Source organism: Bacillus sp. RE35, assembly GCF_052146655.1.
GTDB lineage: Bacteria > Bacillota > Bacilli > Bacillales > Bacillaceae_G > Bacillus_A > Bacillus_A cereus.
In genome coordinates this window covers 182940-202937 of the sequence record NZ_CP197377.1, presented here as the reverse complement: position 1 = coordinate 202937, position 19998 = coordinate 182940, and the positions used below count along the sequence as shown (strand labels likewise).

Sequence of the window (19998 nt, the reverse complement as noted above, 5' to 3'; positions counted from 1 at the left end):
TGGTGCTATCCGCACTTGTCGATGCAAAAGCTGTTGCAACTACATTAAACAAATAAGGAGAGATTATAATGAACAACATTACTTTCAACAAATCAGACTTTATCGGACTTGCAAGTGGAGCTACTCTTCTTACGGCTTTCATTTATACACTTGCTCAAGGTCTTATTTAACACTTTGTTTCCCCAACCCCCTTTATATATAGAAAAAGCTGCTCGTCTTATAGACAAGCAGCTTTTTAGTTTGTCCCGCTTTAATGGGCAGTAAGACCCCCTCCTCAAAATTCAGCAAAAGCAAAGAAGTTAGGTGGGGGTCGGGCTGCCCATAAAAGTCCGATTGGTGAAGGCTAATAATCAGTGGGGGATGAAGAACCCCCACACTGATTAAAGTTTCACTTTATTTCATATACAATTTGACCTGTTTTCGTAATATCATATCCGCCAATCGCATTTAATTCATTATGAAATTCTTCCGATTGCAGAATGTCTTTCACAACTTCAATCAGCTCTTCATTTTCTTTATTCTTCAAAATTACTAAATCATACTGTTCTTTCATGATTGGAATAAAGTCCACATTTACAATTTGCGAAAACTTTTCTGAACCTACTCCTACATCAGCTTTTCCATTTGCAACTTGCGTAGCAACACCAAGATGATTCGATTCTTCCCATTCATATCCACTAATATCAGCTTTATTTAATTTTCGGATTCGTAATTGTTCATCCACTAACACTCTAATACCAGAACCCTTTTCTCGATTCACAAACTTTATAGTGGACCCGGATATGTCAGCCCATGTCTTTATTTTCTTCGGATTTCCTTTTTGAACATAAAACCCTACATTTCTGGACAATAAATTAATCATAAGACATGGCTGTCCTACTAAAATACGTTTTACGTAAGGAATATTATATGTACCCGTTTCACCATCAAACAAATGCAAACTAACGATACTTCCTTCTCCTTGATACATTTTCACTAAACTCGTTAAGCTACCTTGATACGCTCTTAAAACATTAGAACTTGGCAAACGATTTTCTATACGTTTAGCTAACATATCTAACGTTAGTTCTTGACCACTAATAATACACGTGTTCAAGATACTACTACCATCGTTTTTCACAGGATTAACTTGTACTTTCCCTGTTTTCATTTGCTTTATATATTGATCTAAATCTGCTGCATCAATGCGCATCTGTCTACCAACTCTATAAGAAGGAAGTTCTCCTTTTTTAATTAAGTCGTATACAGTTAATTTTGATACTTTTAATCGCTTTGCTACTTCTTCCGTTGTGTAGGAATGATGATCCATAGACGATTCCTCACTTTCTCCTTTCATTGTAACAAAGAAAAGAATATTTCTCCTATTTTTTAAAAATAGACATATGTTCAAATTATATTCAATTATAACTAGTTATATTTAGTTATATTTAGTTATAATTAGATGTGTCAAAATGAAAGGGGATTTTTTTATGAATAAATTTATATTACGTTCCATCGGGGCACTTATACTTTCTTTCCTTCTTATATTTAGCGCTGCTTGTACAAGTGGGGAAAAGCATACAAAGTCAGCTGCTAAAGAGGATAAAACAGTTGAACTGACTATCTCAGCTGCTGCAAGCTTACAAGATGCATTAAAAGAAATCGAAAAACAATATAAAGAAAAAGAGCCAAATATCAAACTTTCTTTTAACTTCGGTGCTTCTGGAGCACTTCAACAACAAATTGAACAAGGTGCACCTGCTGATTTATTCTTCTCAGCAGCAGAAGATAAATTCCAAACCCTTGTAAAAAAAGGATTCATTAATGAAAAAGAGGGGAAAAATCTCCTTGGAAACGAACTCGTTCTAGTCGTCCCAAAAGATAGTTCTCTTACAAAAATTCAAGATTTAAAAGATGAAAAAATAAAAAAAATTGCACTTGGTACACCTGAATCTGTACCTGCTGGCAAATATGCAAAGGCTTCTCTAACACACGAAAACCTTTGGAATGATGTTCAAAATAAAGTCGTATTTACAAAAGATGTTCGCCAAGTGTTAACATATGTAGAAACAGGGAATGTCGATGCTGGTATCGTATACAAAACAGATGCTCTCATTTCGGATAAAGTAAAGATTGGTGAGACAGCAGCAGCTACTTCTCATGAGCCAATCCACTATCCTTTAGGTGTTATAAAGGAATCTAAACATAAGAAAGAGGCGACTTCATTTTATGAGTATTTGCAGTCAAAAGATGCACAATCTATCTTTAAAAAATATGGATTTACAGTCCTGTCGTAATTACTATGAGCATTGATGCTATTTTATCGCCTGTCTTTCTATCTTTAAGAGTAGCTGCATGCGCCACTATTCTCGTTACAATTTTAGGGACAATTGTCGGGCGAGCACTAGCTCGCTCCTCATGGCGATATAAAGTACTATTAGAAACCATATTTTTATTACCAATGGTACTTCCACCAACTGTTATCGGCTTCTTTCTCATTATCATCTTTGGAAACAACAGCCCGATCGGAAAGTGGGTTGAATCATTATTTCAGCAGTCTATTATGTTCACATCTACTGCTGCGATCATTGCTTCTACAGTTGTTGCATTTCCGCTTATGTACCAATCAGCGAAAACGGGATTTTCTATCGCAAATGTACAAATTGAAGAAAGTGCTCGTGACCTTGGCGCAAGTGAATATCAAGTTTTTCTGCACGTTACACTTCCGCTCGCATTTCCTGCCTTACTAAGCGGGATGATTTTGAGCTTTGTCCGCGCGCTCGGTGAATTTGGTGCTACACTTATGTTTGCCGGGAACATTCCTGGTAAAACACAGACAATCCCAACTGCAATTTACATGGCTATTGATGCAAGTAATATGCAACTCGCATGGACACTTGTAGTTATTACTATCGGTATGTCACTCGTATTTCTACTATGTATTCAACTTATTAATAAAAGAATTACTAACTCTTAAAGCAGCTTTTTTCGAAGCTGCTTCTTTATTTCTTAGGAAATAAAATATACCACCGGGAAATAACTGAATTTTACCTCTTATTAAAATATACATTTTATTTGAATTCACTTTCTAAAATAGGCAATTTCCTGTTATTATATGGAGGTGTTTCAAAAAATGAAGAAATGAAAACGCATTTATATCGTGAATTCTTCATCCTGTTTTAGCGATCGGTAATCTTCTACTCTATTAGTGGGGCATTACCGATCGTTAGAACGATATGTAACTATATTGGTATAGCAAACCGAAGGGAGTCTTGTAATGGACATTTTATTAGCGCTTCTTCCTGCAATTGCATGGGGAAACATCTTATTAGTAAGCGTAAAAATGGGCGGTGGTGCATATAGCCAAACGGTAGGTATGACAATCGGTGCTCTATTCTTCGCAACAATTATGTATGTATTTACTCAACCAGCTTTAACAATGACAATCTTAATTGTTGGTTTTATTTCAGGTTTATTCTGGGCTTTAGGACAAGTAAACCAATTAAAAACAGTTGAAAAACTAGGTGTTTCAACTACTGTAACGATTTCTACTGGTATGCAACTTGTTGCAACTTCTATCTTTGGGGTTATCGCTTTCCGTGAGTGGACTACTACTACAACGATCATTCTGGGAACGATTGCAATCCTATTAATCGTAGTTGGTGTTGTATTCACATCATTAGATGATAAAGAAAATGCTCAGCCACCTGGACAATTGAAAAAAGGACTTCTTACTTTAATTGTTTCTACTTTCGGCTATCTTGTATATGTAATTATTATTCGTTGGTATAATATCGATGGTTGGTCTGCTATTTTACCACAAGCAGTTGGTATGTTTGTTGGTGCGGTTGTACTGACGTCTAAACATAAACCATTTAACAAATATGCAATCCGTAATGCTTTGTCTGGTTTACTATGGGGAACTGGAAACTTATTCTTACTTCTTTCATTACCACGTGTTGGAGTAGCAACAAGCTTCCCATTATCTCAAACTGGAATCGTTATCTCAACATTCGGTGCGATTGTATTCTTAGGTGAAAAGAAAACAAAACGTCAATTGATCTTTATTGCACTAGGTAGTGTTTTAATTATCGGCGGCGCTGTATTACTTGGTATGACAAAAGCATAATCTTATATTCTATTAGTAAACCCCTGAAGCATATGTACTTCAGGGGTTTTTTAATTCTAATTATTTTCTAGATATAATTATTTGTATGTTCTTGCCCCTTATAATTGCTCTTCCACTCTAGCAAACCAGCTACACATATAAAGAGATTAATAATAGCTAATATTAGCATGACGTATAAACCAGTAGAAATATAAATTACAATGCTAACTACGTTATATAAAATCCATAAATGCCAGTTTTCTAATATTTTTCGACTTAACATAAATTGAGCCACTAGTCCCAATACGGCATTTAAAGCGTCTAAATATGGACTTGTTGACTCTAAATAACGGACTTGATAATAACCCCAACCAATCCAAGCAACTAAAATAAAACTTATATAAAAAGTCCATCCTTTCAAATCTAAACGAACTGTTGCTTTTACCTCTCCCTCCCCACTTCGTGCAATCCAATAATACCAACCATATACATTAAATATAAATTGAAAAGCGGCTAATACTGCCATTGCATATAAACCTTGTGTAATAAAAATGTATAGAAATACCGCAACAGTAATCATGCCAAATAAAAAGTTGGATACTTTTTCTCTCGCTAATAACCAAACATTAATGATCCCCATAATTGATGCGAAAATTTCAATATAACTCGATTGAATATACAATCCAACTAATACACAAATAATACTAGAAACAAGTAAAAAAAGTGGACTTCTAACCATATTTATCTCTCCCCAGATGTGTAATAAATTCCCTATCACCAGTATAAGGAATAGCCCTTTCCTTTACCATGAATCTCCTCCTTCTCATTATCCATTCCATCTACGGTAAGTCTTTTCTTTTTACAAAATTCTCTTAAAGATGATATCGTTTTTATAACATATCTCTACTAGAAAGGAATAAAGGATATGCTAACTAAACATCGAATTTTATTTATTGGTGCCGGTCGTATGGCAGAAGCTATATTTTCCGGATTACTTAAAACAAGCAAAGAGTACATCGAAGAAATTATCGTCTCTAACCGAAGCAACATAGAAAAGCTAAAACAGTTACAACATCGATATAATGTGTCTACTACAACAGATTGGAAACAGCATGTTACATCTGTTGATACGGTTGTTTTAGCAATGCCACCTTCGGCTCATGAAGAGTTATTAGCTGAGCTATCTCCGTTAATATCAAATCAACTAGTCGTAACAGTAGCAGCTGGCATTGGACCATCTTATTTAGAAGCTAGACTCCCAAAAGGCACGCCTGTTGCTTGGATTATGCCTAATACAGCTGCTGAAATTGGAAAGTCTATCTCCTTATATACAATGGGACAATCAGTAAACGAGATACATCAAGAAACCCTGCAACTACTTTTAAAAGGTATTGGTACTTCGCAACTTTGTACTGAGGAAGAAGTTCATCAGCTTACTGCAGTTACTGGAAGTGCACCAGCCTTCCTTTATTACTTTGCTGAAAGCTTAATTGAAGCAACAAAAAGTTATGGAGTTGATGAAGAAACCGCAAAACATCTTGTCATTCAAATGATTTCTGGCTCTGCTTCTATGCTTGAACAAACGCAAAATCCAGCTAACCTTCGCGAACAAGTAACAACGCCAGGTGGTTCCACAGCTGAGGGTCTCAAAACTTTATACGAATATAATTTTTCAGAGGCAATTCAAAAAGCAGTAGAAGCAACAAACAAAAAAGCTAGGGGGAAATAATATGATTTTAACAAGTTTAAAAGACTATACAACATTACATAACGGTGTAAAAATGCCTTGGTTTGGTTTAGGTGTTTTTAAAGTAGAAGATGGTTCAGAAGTAATTGATTCTGTAAAAGCAGCAATTAAAAATGGCTACCGCAGCATCGATACTGCAGCAATCTATCAAAATGAAGAAGGCGTTGGGCAAGCGATTCGTGAATCCGGTGTTTCACGTGAAGAATTATTTATTACCTCAAAAGTATGGAATAGCGATCAAGGATATGAAACAACGCTTCAAGCATTTGAAACTACATTAGAGAAATTAGGTCTAGAATATTTAGATTTATATTTAGTACATTGGCCTGTAAAAGGGAAATATACTGAATCATGGAAAGCATTAGAAACACTTTATAAAGATAGCCGTGTTCGCGCTATCGGTGTGAGTAATTTCCACATTCACCACTTACAAGACGTATTTGAAATTGCTGAAATTAAGCCAATGGTCAACCAAGTGGAATACCACCCACGTTTAGCACAAGAAGAGTTACATGCATTCTGTAAAGAACATAATATCCAGCTTGAAGCTTGGTCACCATTAATTCAAGGACAACTACTAGATAATCCAACGTTACAAGAAATTGCGACAAAATATAATAAATCAACTGCGCAAATTATTTTACGTTGGGATTTACAAAACGAAGTTGTAACAATTCCCAAATCAATTAAAGAACATCGCATTATTGAAAATGCAAACATCTTCGACTTTGAATTAAGTGCTGATGATATGAAAGCCATTCAAGCTTTAAATGAAGATCGTCGCGTTGGTCCAGATCCAGATAACTTTAACTTCTAGTAGAAAAACCACTGCCATATGCAGTGGTTTTTTCATTTAAGAAAACTGAAAATTTAAACTATATTTCATTTAGTTGACACTTCATTATTCAAGGTGTAAGATTTTGAATTATCAAAGAAACAAAAAAATTAATAAAATTTATTCGTTTACTCATTGTATCAAGAGAGGTGGAGGGACTGGCCCTTTGAAACCTCGGCAACAGGTTCATTTTGAATACTGTGCCACTTCCTGCAAGCTTTATGCTTGAAAGATAGAATGAGGGACTTCGTTTATATACGGGTGCATAACTTGTACGTAAAAATCCCTCTTTCTCAATATGAAAAGAGGGATTTTTTATTTTTCATTTCCCTCATCATCATCCAAACTTAATTATTTAGGAGGAAAATCAAATGAAAAAGAAGTTTGTACCCGGTATTGCATCAGTTGTAGGAGTAAGTATTTTATTAACTGGTTGCGGTAGTTATAAAAACGAAGCAAGCGGAGCAAATGCAAAAGACGAGGCACCTAGTAAACAGGTTTTAAACTTATCTTCACCTACTGAAATACGAACAATGGATACGGCTCGTGCTACAGATACTGATTCTGGTCAAGTAATGAGAAACGTATTTGAAGGTTTGTATAATCTTGGTGAAGGTAACAAACCTGTTCCTGGTGTTGCAAAATCTCATGAAGTAAGTGGCGATAAAACGAAATACACATTCCATTTGCGAGATTCAAAATGGTCAAATGGCACTCCTGTTACAGCTAAAGATTTTGTGTTCGCTTGGCAACGTGCCGTAGATCCAGCAACAGCCTCTGAATATGCATTTTTATTCTTTGATATTAAAAACGCAACAAAAATTAACAACAAAGAACTTCCAGCCGACCAACTTGGTGTAAAAGCAGTTGATGACCATACGTTTGAGGTAGAATTAGAGCGTCCTGTTCCTTATTTTATTAGCTTAACAGCGTTCCCAACATTTCTACCAATTAATGAGGAATTCTTTAAAGTACAAGGTGATAAGTACGCTTTAGAAGATAATACAATTTTGTACAATGGAGCTTTTACACTAAGCGATTGGAAGCACGAACAAAGCTTTAAATTTAAGAAGAACCCTACCTATTGGGATAAAGATACTGTCAAACTAGAAGAAATCAATTTTAATGTCGTAAAAGAAAAATCAACAGAAGTAAATTTATTCGAGTCAAAACAATTAGATCGTATAAAACTAACATCTGACTTCGTCGATAAATATAAAAAGGATGCTAACTTTAAAGAACGTCCAAACGTAGGCGTACAATTTTTACGTATGAATCAACAAAACAAAGTACTTCAAAACGTTTCTGCACGCCAAGCAATTGATCAAACAATTGATAGAAAATCCTTTGTAAATACGTTATTAAATGATGGCTCTACACCAACATTTGGTCTCGTTCCAAAAAACTTTGCAAAAGGACCTGAAGGAAAAGACTTCCGTACTGCAAACGGCGATTTAACAAAAGTTGATACAAAATCTGCACAAGAGTTATGGAAAAAAGCTAAACAAGAGCTTGGTTCTGAAAAGATAACATTAGAATTATTAACGAGTGAAGCTGACCTTGATAAGAAAACTGGTGAATTCTTAAAAGGACAACTAGAAAAGAATCTAGATGGATTAACAGTAAATATAAAACCTCAGCCGCGTAAGCAACAAGTTTCGCTTTTATTAAAAGGTGACTACGAAATCGGAATTGATGGCTGGAGCCCTGACTTTGCGGATCCAATTACATTCCTTGAGCTATTTACAACGAATAACCCTTATAACTTAGATCATTACTCTAATAAGGAATTCGATGAAACAATAGCAAAAGTGAAAACAACTTTAGCTGGTGATGAAAAAGCTCGCTGGGAAGCATTACTAGCATCCGAGAAAATATTATTTAAAGACTCTGTTATCGCTCCTCTTTACCAAAAAGGCGAATCTTATTTAGAACGTTCTTATGTGAAAGGAATTGTGCAAGTAGACTTTGCAGGTCAATTAAACTTCAAGTGGGCAAAAATTGAAAAATAAAGTGAAACTTTAATAAGTGGGGGTTTCTTCATCCCCACTTATTATTAGCCCACACCAATTGTTTTTTTAGCAAAATATATTAAAAATAGGTTCTCTCACACATGAGAATCTGCTTTTTTAATATATTATTCTGAGAAATTAACAATCTATTTTTATTATTGACATATAGTTCTTTTCAGTGTTAATATTCTAAATAATCAAAGAAACAAAATATTTCACCATCAAAATATAATGTCTACTACGTTGAAACATATAACGATAGATTATAGTTCGACATGTATATACATATAGAACACCTGATTACCTATAAACAAATATTTATAATAGGTTTTATCTCCTTCTATAGCTACTTCAAGACACGGACATTATGACGTTACGAACAACACATTTAGGGAGGAACGAACAATGAAGAAAAAAGTTGTACCTGTTGTTGCATCTGTTTTAGGGGCAAGTCTATTACTAACTGCTTGCGAGGGAAATAAAGATAATGCAAGCGGAGCGAAAGCAAACGATAAAGCACCTGATAAACAGGCAATTAACTTATCATTCGCTTCAGAAATTCCAACAATGGATGTTGCAAAAGCAACGGATGGGGAATCCATGAACGTAATGCGTAATGTTTTTGAAGGGCTATATGCAATGGGAGAAGATAATAAACCGGTTCCTGGTGTCGCTGAGTCGGTTGACATTAGTCCCGATAAAACAAAATATACATTCCATCTCCGTGATTCAAAATGGTCAAACGGTACTCCTGTTACAGCAAAGGACTTTGCCTTCGCTTGGCAACGTGCCGTAAATCCTGATACAGCAGCTGAATACGCATTCTTATTCTTCGATATAAAGAATGCGAAACAAATAAACCAAAAACAATTGCCAATTGATCAACTAGGGGTCAAAGCTGTTGATGATAAAACGTTAGAAGTACAACTAGACCGTCCTGTTCCCTACTTCTTAAGCTTAACTACATTCTCAACATTCTTACCAATTAATGAAGAGTACTTAAAGTCTCAAGGCGATAAATATGGTTTAGAAACAAATCATTTAATTTATAACGGTGCTTTCACATTAGATAACTGGAAACATGAACAAAGCTTCCAATTGAAGAAAAATCCTAACTATTGGGATGCTAAAACTGTAAAATTAGAAGAAATCAACTTCAATGTCGTTAAAGATAAGTCTACAGAAGTGAACTTATATGATTCAGGACAAATTGATCGTGTTGCTTTAACTGCAGAGTTTGTTGATAAATATAAGAGCGATCCAAACTTCAAAGAACGCGCTGAAGTCGGTATTCAATTCTTACGATTAAATCAGAAAAATGAAACATTAAAAAATCAACATGCACGCCTTGCTATTAACGGCGCAATGAATAAAAAAGCTTACGTAGAAACAATCTTAAATAACGGCGCTGTTCCAGCTGAAGGAATGGTTCCTGCGAAATTTGCAAAGAGCCCAGAAGGCAATGACTTCCGTAAAGAAAATGGAAATCTAGTCAAGGATGATGTGAAAACAGCGAAAGAAAACTGGAAAAAAGCAAAACAAGAACTTGGTACTGACAAAGTAACAATCGAACTATTAACAAGTGACAATGCTTTAGCTAAAAAGACTGGTGAATATTTAAAAGGTGAATTAGAAAAGAACCTAGATGGATTAACAGTGAATTTAAAACCACAACCACGTAAACAACAGCTAAAACTACTATTAAGTGGTGACTATGAAATTGGTATTGACGGCTGGGGCCCTGACTTCGCTGATCCAATTACATTCTTAGATTTATTTACAACAGATAGTGCTTATAACTTCGATAAATACTCTAACAAAGAGTACGATGAGCTAATTCATAAAGTGAAAACAGATTTAGCTGGCGATGAAAAAGCACGCTTTGAAGCAATGAAGCAAGCTGAAAAAATTCTATTACAAGACGGCGCTGTCGCTCCTTTATACCAACAAGGCCGTTCTTACTTACAACGCTCTTTCATTAAAGGACTTGTAACAACTGACTTCGGTGGTGAGTTTAACTACAAGTGGACAGAAGTTACAAAATAATAAGTGCTAATAAAAAGGTATCCCACCGAGGATACCTTTTTATTTTATACTTCTTTAACTACAGAGCTTCTTCTTCCCTTTACCATTCCTTTTATAGCTAAAGTCATCACTGCTACTGATTGTGTAACCAATACAATAACTAATAATGAAATAATATTTCTCTCTAAACTAACTCCTCCAAATATTATTGTATAATAGCCATTCGCTGCATATGTTTCAGGAAATAATTCACTAATTGTTTGATATGTTTTAGAAAGCATTTCATGTGGCACAGTTACAACCATTTGTGTTAATGAAAGAAAGGCGAAAAAGACTATTGTCAATAATCCTCTTTTCCTTCTTTTTGCATTGAACCAAAACTCATCATAAATATAAACACAAACATCAAATATGTTCTCCACGTCAAAGAAGGTATATGCCCTGACCAAAGATAGCTAACTAAATAATTAATTCCCATAATACAAGACGATATTACTAAACTAATACTTATTAGTTTTACATATTTGAGCATATCTTTTCTCCTTGTTTTTATTTTTCTACTTCTTCAAACTGTAGATTCACCGGATCTTCTAAAAGTGTTTCATAAAAGTTCTCTGCCAAATCTGTTGAAGGGATTTTTTCATCTACTTCATCAAATCGAATACTATCTAGCCACACACAACCTTCTCCTGATAATAAAACACCAAATGCAATACCAAGTGCTTCTTCTTTTATATCTAATACAACCGAGTACGATTGCCAGTTATTCGTATTTTTAATGGGGCGATTTTGCATATTATCCATAGCGAGCGGTTCTGTATCTTTTCCATCTACTCGCATCCACAATCCTGCCCAATCTCTTACATTTTCACTCTTAATAAATGCTGTAAAACGTAATCTCTTCCCTACATATTTATCCGCTCGGAACATTTGCATTAATGTTGAAAATCCTCCATGCGTAACATTCTCTTTTGCTTTTATGTATGCAGATACTTTTCCTTGATGGACAACTTCATAATCTAAACCCATCTCATATTCAGCAGGATGACTTCCACTTAAGATCCATCCTTTCGGTATACCTTTTTGCATTGAAACACCCTCTCTTTCTATATAAAATGACTGAAAGTACTTTCGATATTTCTTTGGTGGTAATTGAAACATTCTTTTAAAAGCTCTCGTAAATGCCTCTTGTGAGGAAAAACCATATTGCACTGCAATATCAATAACAGCTCTCTCCGTTGACACTAAAACTTGCGCAGCATGAGTTAACCTTCTCTTTCGAATATAATCTGTTACACTTATCCCAACATATCTTTGAAAGATGCGATGAAAATGGTACATCGATACTGCACTGTGGGATGCCACTCTTTCTGTTGTAAGCTCCTCATGTAAGTGATTCTCTATATATTCAATTGATTTTTTTATTATCTCTTTATATTCTTCATGCATTTTAGCCCCTCCCTCACAACTTCAATTTACCATATACATACAAATCGTTTTTGATTTAAATTGCGGATTAGTCCTTGTGACTGCAGGATAATAATTTATTTTCAACACATACATAATTACATGTTTTTGGGAAAAACTTGTATAGAACGAATTTACATAAGGAGGAATTTATAATGAGAATTCTACTATCAGTTTTATTAGCTCTTATGCTAGTACCTGCATTAACAGGATGTAAAGCTCCTGCCAAAGAAGACACAACTTCTAATAAAAAGACGACTGAAGAAGCAAAAAATGAGGCTCCTGCAGATTTAAAACTAAACTTCAATGAATTCGATTTAAAGGCAGACTACCAAGATACAAAGAAAGACTACGAAGCAGACTATAAAAATGTAGCAGCTGACAAGAAAATGGAAGCAAAAATTGAAGATCATAAAGCAGATGTAAAATTAACAGGAGACGAGGCTATCACAAAATTAAGCCCACTTCTACAAGAATTAAAATTTGATAAAGATACTCCTGACCAAGAAGTAATCGATCAAGTAGTGAACGTGTTCAAACTTGATAAAGACTATCAAAAATTCGATTTAGAAGTTGTCTTCTCTGATGGAACGAAAAAAGAATATAAAAGAGAAATAAAATAAAGAAGTAGGCGGTTGCCTACTTCTTTATTTTTGCATATCTTAAATCTGGTTTAGATCCAACATAATATTGAAGTCCAGATACCGTTTGTTTTTGTAAATAGGAATCCGACGGGAATATAATTGGAATTAATGGTGAATCTGTAAACATAATATCTTCCGCTTTATGCAATAAATCAAAACGCTTATCTTCATTTTGTTCTACTTCTGCTTCCTTCACTAAAGCATCAAATTCTTTATTATGCCATTTTGCATAATTGTTTGGACCATCACCTGCATATAAATCTAATTTAGTAATTGGGTCTAATAGAGAACCGCCCCATCCCATATAAGCTAATTGGAAATCACTTTGCTTATATGTGTCGATGTAACTCTTCCACTCTTTATTTTCTAATTTAATATCTACGCCAAGATTTTTCTTAAACATTTCTTGCATTGCTTCTGCTACTTTTTTATGTTGTGTATCTGTAGTGAATTTTAATGTTACTTCAGGTAATGTAGACCAGCCTTGTTCTTTCATACCTTCTTCTAATAATTTTTTCGCTTCTGCTGGATCAAATTTAACGTAACCACCTTTTTCTTTACGGAAATCACGCCCACTTTGTGTTTTTGCTCCTTCTGGAACGAATGCATTTGCTTCTTGTGCATTGTTTCTATACAGTTTTTCAACAATAAACTTACGATCAACTGCTAATGAGAATGCTTTACGTACTTTCGCATTTGTGAACGGCTCTTTTTCTACGTTAAACGAATAAATATAAGATGAAAATCCTGCAACACGTTTATATTCTTTATTTCCTTTTTCTTTCTCAATCATTTCTTGCGGTAAACTACTTAGTAAATCTAATTCTTTTGATTTGTATAATTGGTACGCTGTTTTAGAATCTGGAATAATACGAAACTCAATTTCTTTTAATGTTACCTTTTTATCATAGTATTCTTTATTTTTTTGTACCGTAATAGCCTGATTATGCTTCCATTCTTTTAATGTGAATGGTCCGTTCGTAATTAACTCTTTTGGATCTGTTTTTAATTTATTATTATCATCAATTGATTTTTTTGATAATGGAATGAATAATGAGCTTGCTAATTTTTGTTTAATGGAAGACACTGGGTGCTCAAGTGTTACCTTTAATGTTTGAGGATCAACAACTTGAATACCAACTTGTCCTTCTTCACCTTTTCCAGTATTGTATGCCTCTGCCCCTTTAATAAAATACATTTCTGTCGCATTCATAGAACCCGTTTTCGGATTTAATAATCGCTTCCATGCAAATTCAAAATCATTTGCTGTAATAGGAGAACCATCTGACCATTTAATATCTTTCTTTAAATGAATTGTATACTCAGTTCCATCAGCATTTACTTCTTCTTTCTCTGCTAATTCATTTTGATATTTTCCATCACTATCTTGCGTATATAAGCTTGAGAATAAATGTCCAATTACATAACCTGAAGTACTATCTGTCGCAATAGCGGAATCAAGTGTATATGGATCGCTACCAATATTCGTTACTAATCGATCTCCTTCTCCCTTACCAGCACTCGCCTTTTGTGTCTCTTTCTTACCGCAAGCGACAGAAGTAATTGCTAAAACAGTCATAATGACAAACAGTAAAAACTTCTTCATCCTACATTCTCCTTTAACCTGAAATTTTTGGTGTTGATGCCAATAGTGTTTTTGTATAAGAATGTTGTGGATTACGGAATACTTCGTCCGTATTTCCAAATTCAACAAGTTCTCCTTTGTATAAGACAGCTACTTTTTCACATAAATAGTGAACCATCGGTAAATCGTGCGCGATAAATAAATATGTATAACCTTGTTCCTTTTGAATTTTTTGCAGCAAGTGCACAATTTGGATTTGAAGCGAAACATCTAATGCCGAAATTGGTTCATCAAGAATTAATACTTCCGGCTCACACAATAACGCTCTTGCAATAGCAATTCGTTGACGTTGTCCTCCGCTAAATTCGTGCGGATAGCGATCAATATATCGTCTATCTAACCCAACACGCTCTAGCGCATCACCTGCTACTTTATCTTTCAATCCTTTATCACCTAAACCAAATGAAATATAGCCTTCCGTTACGCTATCGCGTACTTTCCAGCGCGGATTTAATGCTGCTGTGGAATCTTGAAAAATAAACTGTACTTTCTGTAAGAAATCACGTTTATGAGTTGCCTTCAACTTGTGAACGACTTGACCGTTATAATCAATTTCACCAGACGTTGGGCTCTCAATCCCAGCTATGAGCTTACCAAGTGTTGTTTTTCCTGAACCACTTTCTCCAATAATGCCAAGCGTTGTTCCTTTCGGGATAGAAAGTGATATGTCTTTTAACGCTGCGATTTCTTTATTTTTACTTCCATACGTTTTCGTTACTTGCTTTACAGTAATTAAATCTGTCGTCATGAGGCATTCACCTTCTCTTTTGATTTCGCTTTATTATGCTCCAGAACATGTTGCCAGCAATGTGAACTATGCTCCTTGGAATATGTTGTTCTCTCTGGGAAACGATGAATACATTCTTTTATCGCTACTGGACAACGATTTACAAAAGGACAACCAAAGCTATTTAACGTCTCAATGGAAGGTGTCGTCCCTTCTATTGCACGTAATACTTTTTCAGAATCATCCATATTCGGAATTGCTTGTAATAAGCTTTTTGTGTATGGATGTTTAGGGGAACCTATCACTTCCTCTATCGTTCCTTTTTCAACAACACGTCCTCCATACATCACAACTACTCGATCCGCTACTTCACGTACAAGTGCTAAATCGTGCGTAATTAGTAAAATACTCGTATTTTGCTTTTCCTTTCTTTCCTTTAATAACTCCATAATTTGCTTTTGAATTGTTACATCTAATGCTGTCGTAGGTTCATCCGCAATAACGAGTTTGGGGTGGCAGGCAAATGCGATTGCTAAACAAATACGTTGCCTCATGCCTCCGCTTAATTGATGTGGGTACTGTTCAAAGCGTTTCTCTGCTTCATGTATCCCTAAATCATTTAATAAGTTAATCGCAATTTCTTTTGCTTCTTTTTTCGATTTCTTTTCGTGTTGCAAAATCACCTCTGTAATTTGCCTTCCCACCTTCATCGTCGGATTTAAAGATGAAAGTGGGTCTTGAAAGATAAACGAAATATCTTTCCCTCGAATTTGATTCCATTCTGATTCTTGTAGATTCGTTAATTCCTTTGATTCAAAAGATATATTTCCATCATCAATATGAATTGATTCTTGATTTAAGCCGATAATAGATTGTGCTGTAACACTTTTCCCTGAACCACTTTCTCCTACAAGTGCAACTATTTCACCTTCGCTAATAGAAAAGGAAACATGCTTCACAATTGCTTGGTTACTATTCTCTTTTTCAACGGCTAACGTTACGTTTTCTAAAGATAAGAGCTGTCCCATGTTTTTTCTCCTTTCGATTCCGTTTTACGATTTTTGGATCAATTGCATCTTGTAAACCATCACCAATCGCATTAAATGCGAACATAATGAGCGCAATCATGATTGCTGGGAAGCATAGCTGCCACCATTCTCCACTCAATAATGTCCCAAGTGCATCATTCGTCATCGTCCCCCAGCTTGCTGCCGGTGATTGCACTCCTAGTCCGATAAAGCTTAAAAATGATTCTGAGAAAATAGCTGCGGGAATTGTAAATGATAAATTTACGATAATAATGCCCGTTAAGTTCGGAATTAAATGCCCGTATATAATTTTCATATGGGATGTACCTAATCGCTCCGCTGCAATAACAAACTCTCTTTGTTTTAAAGATAAGACTTGCGCCCTAACGAGACGTGCCATACCAATCCATCCTGTTAATGCAAGGGCGATGATAATGGTAAAAAGACCTGGTTTCATAACAATTAATAGTAAAATAACAATTAATAAATACGGGATACCGTATAACACTTCGATTCCTCGTATAATCCACTCATCAATTAATGTCCCAAGGCGATTGCGCCCTCTCACATATCCACTAAATCCTCCGATTAGCACACCAAGTCCTATATCAAGAGCAGCTGCCACTAATCCAACTGTTAATGAAATTTTCCCGCCAGCCCAAGTACGTGCCCATATATCTCTTCCCAAATCATCTGTTCCGAACCAATGCTCACTACTAGGTGGTAAGTTTGTTGCCTCTTTTACTTGTTCACTCGCAGTAAATGGCGTTAAACTTTCACCAACAAGTGAGAAAACAATAATGAGTAATAACGTCACTGATCCTAAAACTGCGATTGGATTCGATACAAACTTACGAAACACTTCTTTCTTTCGGCTAATCTTTTGCTGATCTTTATTTATCGTTAATTCTTTCTTCTCTTCATTTGTTAATAACTGGTCATTAATTTCATAAGCTCCCATCTAAACATCCCCCTCCTTACGTAATAGAACGAATACGTGGATCAACAATACGATGAATAATATCTGTAATAAAAATACATACAATTAAAAGTGCACTATAAAAAATGGTTGTTCCCATAATCACTGGATAATCTCGATTAAAAATACTATCTACAAAATATTTTCCGAGACCAGGAATTGAAAAAATCTTTTCAATAACGAAAGTACCTGTTAAAAGTCCCGCCATTAATGGTCCAACAAATGTAAGTACCGGAACAATTGCATTTCGAAGAGCATGTCTTATAATAATCTTCTTAATCGGTATACCTTTCGCTCTCGCTAACTTAATATAATCACTCTGCAGTACTTCGATCATATTAGAGCGAACAAATCTTGTAATCACTGCGATTGGTCCTAACGCTAATGCAAAGGATGGCAATACCGTATGTTCAAATGTACCCCAAGAAGCTACTGGTAAGAGCTCGAATTGAATAGCCAATACTTGTATAAATAGTGGTGCTAAAATAAAGCTCGGAATAGAAATACCGAGGATGGCAAGTAAACTTACACCGTAATCAATTACCTTCCCATGATAGAGAGCAGCAAATGTACCTGCAGCAATTCCGACTAGCAATGAAATAATAAGTGCTTGTAAACCAATAATTGCTGATGGACCAAAACCAGTTGTTATAATTTCTGATACACCTTGCCCGGTTGATTGAACAGATTCACCAAAATCAAAATGAACTACGCCGTCTAAATAAGCAACATATTGATTCCATAACGGTTCATCAAGGTGATACTTCGCTCTCATGTTTTGGATCACTTCTTCAGGAAAGATTTTTGCATCTGATGAAAATGGATCCCCCGGAATAATATGCATAATTAGAAATGTCACCGTCGTAATAACCCATAGCGTGAACACCATAACTGATAATTTTTTAATTACATACACCCCAATAACCCCCTAAACACATATATTTACTTAGTTTTATAAACGTACTTTTTCCATTACTCCCTTTTCTCTTTTTAGAATACAAAAAGCCTTGATCTTAAAAAATAAGATCAAGGCTTAATAAACAAAGGCCCATCACTTATCTTTCAAGACTTGCTTGCTGGAATTAGCACGGTGTTCCTATTACAGAACCCGCTGCTGAGGTGTCATAGGGCCAGTCCCTCTACCTCTCTGGATAAGTAAATTGCTATATTATTATTTGGTTCAAATTGTATATTTCGAATTATAATTCTGAAAAAATGAAAAGTCAATCAAATTGGATATATTTAGAAAAATCAGTTTTTAATACTTTTATTTATCTATATCGTATTTCGCTTATAATAAAAAAAGATATGAAAGGAGTTATAAGATGGACCCCTTACTTCTAGCTACTATAGGATTACCCTTAACAATCGTTATACTTGTCATCATCGGCTTCTACAAACTCTTCATCAAAAAGAAAAGTATCACTTCTTTTTATACCCCTTTCGATAATATTACCGGGCAAACTATTTCCGAATTTCACGAAGAACAGAAGATATTAGTATCCGAGGATGAAGATGGAGATGGCAAGAAGAAAAAATAACCTTGCATAGGCAAGGTTATTTTTTCGTTTCTGCTTGAAAACGTTTATAGTATGTCGATGCTGTTGCAAAATTAATTTCTATATCACGAATCAACGATGAATCTTCTTCTTTAGCTAACTTCTGTAATTTTTTCATTGCTTGTTCTGATTCATTCAAGAAACCAACATATACCTCATGTTCTTGCTCTTTCGATTTTGGAACACGAATTTCTTTACGTATATGATCAATATCTTCTAACATGCTAGTTGTTACCTTTTGCACATCTTCTTTATATGTAGCATTCGTTATTTCCTTACCGCCCTTTTCTTTTGCCACTTCAAATAACTGCAGTGCTTTATTAATTTCTTTATTGATTTTTATATCGTATTTTTCATGTACTGCACGGTATTCTTTCATCTCTTCTGTTTGTTCAGTAGATTGCTCTACCTTTTCTTTCGTATCTTTATTTCCATTACACCCTGCTAGAAGGAGCATACTTCCCATTACAGCAATACCCAAAACCTTCTTCATCTCTTCTTCTCCTTTTATCTACAGCTATTACTCATTATAGTTTCTTTTATCTCCACTTGTTATTATACCGAGAACGCCCTACTTTTTACACTTAAGACGACATCGTAATATATATACCAACATGTTTGTCACAGTATCGTCACTTTATACAAATAACTTTTGCAATGCTTTACTACTCACCTTACAAAACTGTAAGCACACATAAAGAACAAACCATGCTAGACTTACATATGCATAACGCAAACATATGTAAGGTTTTAAGGAGAATCATCTATGTACAACACAATACCTTTTATGGGAGAAGATATTCGTGTCCTTATTCGCGAAAAATCACTTCATATCGAAAATACAGAGAGCCTTCGCCGCGTATTAAAGAAGAAGCATGCTCCATTTAAGTTAGCTCAATATTTAAAACAACAACATACAAATCAATTTCATACCGTGCTCAATATATCGGATAAATCATTAACAATCGAAATCATCGGTCATGTCTACATTGGAAACTTTGCAGATACCTTAAAGGAAATCCCACGTATACCGAAGATTGCTCCTATTATCGTTAAAAAAGCGTATAAAATTACTGACCATACCGATATTATCGACTGTGGGGAAAAAGAAGTCGATAGTAATCGCTGGGTGTGGGATAAACTTGCTGTTTTATATGATACGATCATGAATAATATGTATGAGGTATTTCAAAGAAATGAAAAAAAGAACTGATTCAAACATTCCCTTTGAATCAGTTCTTTT

The 19998-nt window shown here is 35.0% G+C and carries 22 protein-coding genes and 2 riboswitches; of the genes, 11 read left to right on the top strand and 11 right to left on the bottom strand.

The features are described from left to right. The first annotated feature begins 68 nt into the window (after positions 1-68). Positions 69-170 carry a DUF3948 family protein gene (locus ACTL4X_RS01160; RefSeq protein WP_001060017.1) on the top strand — a complete coding sequence of 34 codons (102 nt, stop codon included), beginning with the start codon at positions 69-71 and terminating at the stop codon, positions 168-170. Between the two features lie 218 nt (positions 171-388). On the opposite strand, the gene ACTL4X_RS01155 is transcribed toward ACTL4X_RS01160, so the two are convergent. Further along, positions 389-1309 carry a substrate-binding domain-containing protein gene (locus tag ACTL4X_RS01155; RefSeq protein ID WP_002180310.1) on the bottom strand — a complete coding sequence of 307 codons (921 nt, stop codon included), beginning with the start codon at positions 1307-1309 and terminating at the stop codon, positions 389-391. Between the two features lie 160 nt (positions 1310-1469). On the opposite strand from ACTL4X_RS01155, the gene modA reads away from it, so the two are divergent. From modA to ACTL4X_RS01140, 3 genes are all read left to right on the top strand, one after another. Then, the gene (modA, locus tag ACTL4X_RS01150; protein ID WP_001031841.1) at positions 1470-2276 is read left to right on the top strand and encodes a molybdate ABC transporter substrate-binding protein; all 807 of its coding nucleotides are present in this window, start codon (positions 1470-1472) and stop codon (positions 2274-2276) included. Positions 2277-2281: 5 nt separating this feature from the next. Further along, a complete protein-coding gene (gene modB / locus ACTL4X_RS01145; RefSeq protein WP_000020526.1) occupies positions 2282-2956 on the top strand; it encodes a molybdate ABC transporter permease subunit in 675 nt (224 codons plus the stop codon). A 300-nt stretch (positions 2957-3256) separates the two neighbouring features. After that, positions 3257-4108, top strand: coding sequence for a GRP family sugar transporter (locus tag ACTL4X_RS01140; protein WP_000353544.1), 852 nt, complete (start codon positions 3257-3259; stop codon positions 4106-4108). A gap of 67 nt (positions 4109-4175) precedes the next feature. Here ACTL4X_RS01140 and pnuC read toward each other — a convergent pair whose 3' ends face one another. Beyond that, complete coding sequence (gene pnuC, locus ACTL4X_RS01135) at positions 4176-4826, bottom strand: nicotinamide riboside transporter PnuC (protein ID WP_000252484.1); 651 nt, start codon at positions 4824-4826, stop codon at positions 4176-4178. Between the two features lie 186 nt (positions 4827-5012). Here pnuC and proC point away from each other — a divergent pair, with 186 nt between their 5' ends. The 4 genes from proC to ACTL4X_RS01115 all read left to right on the top strand — a co-directional run bounded on the left by proC (position 5013) and on the right by ACTL4X_RS01115 (position 10727). Then, positions 5013-5816: a pyrroline-5-carboxylate reductase gene (gene proC / locus ACTL4X_RS01130; RefSeq protein WP_000956253.1), complete on the top strand. Its 804-nt coding sequence runs from the start codon at positions 5013-5015 to the stop codon at positions 5814-5816. 1 nt (position 5817) lies between these two features. Further along, positions 5818-6651 carry an aldo/keto reductase gene (locus ACTL4X_RS01125; RefSeq protein WP_441394976.1) on the top strand — a complete coding sequence of 278 codons (834 nt, stop codon included), beginning with the start codon at positions 5818-5820 and terminating at the stop codon, positions 6649-6651. A 152-nt stretch (positions 6652-6803) separates the two neighbouring features. Continuing rightward, positions 6804-6908, top strand: a riboswitch (SAM riboswitch). Between the two features lie 132 nt (positions 6909-7040). After that, positions 7041-8681: a peptide ABC transporter substrate-binding protein gene (locus ACTL4X_RS01120; protein ID WP_441394975.1), complete on the top strand. Its 1641-nt coding sequence runs from the start codon at positions 7041-7043 to the stop codon at positions 8679-8681. 405 nt (positions 8682-9086) lie between these two features. After that, positions 9087-10727, top strand: coding sequence for a peptide ABC transporter substrate-binding protein (locus ACTL4X_RS01115; RefSeq protein WP_441394974.1), 1641 nt, complete (start codon positions 9087-9089; stop codon positions 10725-10727). Positions 10728-10771: 44 nt separating this feature from the next. Here ACTL4X_RS01115 and ACTL4X_RS01110 read toward each other — a convergent pair whose 3' ends face one another. Genes ACTL4X_RS01110 through ACTL4X_RS01100 form a run of 3 tightly spaced genes read right to left on the bottom strand, consistent with a single transcriptional unit; the run spans position 10772 to position 12155 of the window. Next, positions 10772-11050 carry a hypothetical protein gene (locus ACTL4X_RS01110; protein WP_000156946.1) on the bottom strand — a complete coding sequence of 93 codons (279 nt, stop codon included), beginning with the start codon at positions 11048-11050 and terminating at the stop codon, positions 10772-10774. Then, positions 11047-11238, bottom strand: a complete 192-nt coding sequence (locus tag ACTL4X_RS01105; RefSeq protein WP_000922547.1) for a hypothetical protein — start codon at positions 11236-11238, stop codon at positions 11047-11049. The genes ACTL4X_RS01110 and ACTL4X_RS01105 overlap by 4 nt, the downstream gene beginning before the upstream one ends. Positions 11239-11255: 17 nt before the next feature. Further along, positions 11256-12155 (bottom strand): helix-turn-helix transcriptional regulator, encoded by a 900-nt coding sequence (locus ACTL4X_RS01100; protein WP_441394973.1) that lies wholly within the window; start codon positions 12153-12155, stop codon positions 11256-11258. 173 nt (positions 12156-12328) lie between these two features. On the opposite strand from ACTL4X_RS01100, the gene ACTL4X_RS01095 reads away from it, so the two are divergent. After that, entirely contained in the window at positions 12329-12796 is a 468-nt protein-coding gene (locus tag ACTL4X_RS01095) for a YusW family protein (RefSeq protein ID WP_001221552.1), read from the top strand. Between the two features lie 16 nt (positions 12797-12812). Here ACTL4X_RS01095 and ACTL4X_RS01090 read toward each other — a convergent pair whose 3' ends face one another. From ACTL4X_RS01090 to ACTL4X_RS01070, 5 genes are read right to left on the bottom strand one after another with little or no spacing between them, the layout of a single operon-like run. Further along, positions 12813-14423: a peptide ABC transporter substrate-binding protein gene (locus ACTL4X_RS01090; RefSeq protein WP_000714112.1), complete on the bottom strand. Its 1611-nt coding sequence runs from the start codon at positions 14421-14423 to the stop codon at positions 12813-12815. Positions 14424-14436: 13 nt separating this feature from the next. After that, positions 14437-15210 carry an ABC transporter ATP-binding protein gene (locus ACTL4X_RS01085; RefSeq protein ID WP_000205673.1) on the bottom strand — a complete coding sequence of 258 codons (774 nt, stop codon included), beginning with the start codon at positions 15208-15210 and terminating at the stop codon, positions 14437-14439. Next, positions 15207-16217 carry an ABC transporter ATP-binding protein gene (locus ACTL4X_RS01080; protein WP_000531264.1) on the bottom strand — a complete coding sequence of 337 codons (1011 nt, stop codon included), beginning with the start codon at positions 16215-16217 and terminating at the stop codon, positions 15207-15209. The genes ACTL4X_RS01085 and ACTL4X_RS01080 overlap by 4 nt, the downstream gene beginning before the upstream one ends. Then, complete coding sequence (locus ACTL4X_RS01075; RefSeq protein ID WP_000501523.1) at positions 16174-17178, bottom strand: ABC transporter permease; 1005 nt, start codon at positions 17176-17178, stop codon at positions 16174-16176. The genes ACTL4X_RS01080 and ACTL4X_RS01075 overlap by 44 nt, the downstream gene beginning before the upstream one ends. A gap of 16 nt (positions 17179-17194) precedes the next feature. Then, on the bottom strand, positions 17195-18112 hold the full coding sequence (locus ACTL4X_RS01070; RefSeq protein ID WP_000289313.1) for an ABC transporter permease: 918 nt from the start codon (positions 18110-18112) through the stop codon (positions 17195-17197). A gap of 136 nt (positions 18113-18248) precedes the next feature. Further along, a riboswitch (SAM riboswitch) is annotated at positions 18249-18354 on the bottom strand. A gap of 167 nt (positions 18355-18521) precedes the next feature. On the opposite strand from ACTL4X_RS01070, the gene ACTL4X_RS01065 reads away from it, so the two are divergent. Continuing rightward, complete coding sequence (locus ACTL4X_RS01065; RefSeq protein WP_000371388.1) at positions 18522-18737, top strand: DUF3951 domain-containing protein; 216 nt, start codon at positions 18522-18524, stop codon at positions 18735-18737. A 16-nt stretch (positions 18738-18753) separates the two neighbouring features. Here ACTL4X_RS01065 and ACTL4X_RS01060 read toward each other — a convergent pair whose 3' ends face one another. Next, positions 18754-19248, bottom strand: a complete 495-nt coding sequence (locus ACTL4X_RS01060; RefSeq protein WP_000756541.1) for a hypothetical protein — start codon at positions 19246-19248, stop codon at positions 18754-18756. A 273-nt stretch (positions 19249-19521) separates the two neighbouring features. On the opposite strand from ACTL4X_RS01060, the gene ACTL4X_RS01055 reads away from it, so the two are divergent. Then, the gene (locus tag ACTL4X_RS01055; RefSeq protein ID WP_000282860.1) at positions 19522-19968 is read left to right on the top strand and encodes a hypothetical protein; all 447 of its coding nucleotides are present in this window, start codon (positions 19522-19524) and stop codon (positions 19966-19968) included. Positions 19969-19998: the final 30 nt, after the last annotated feature.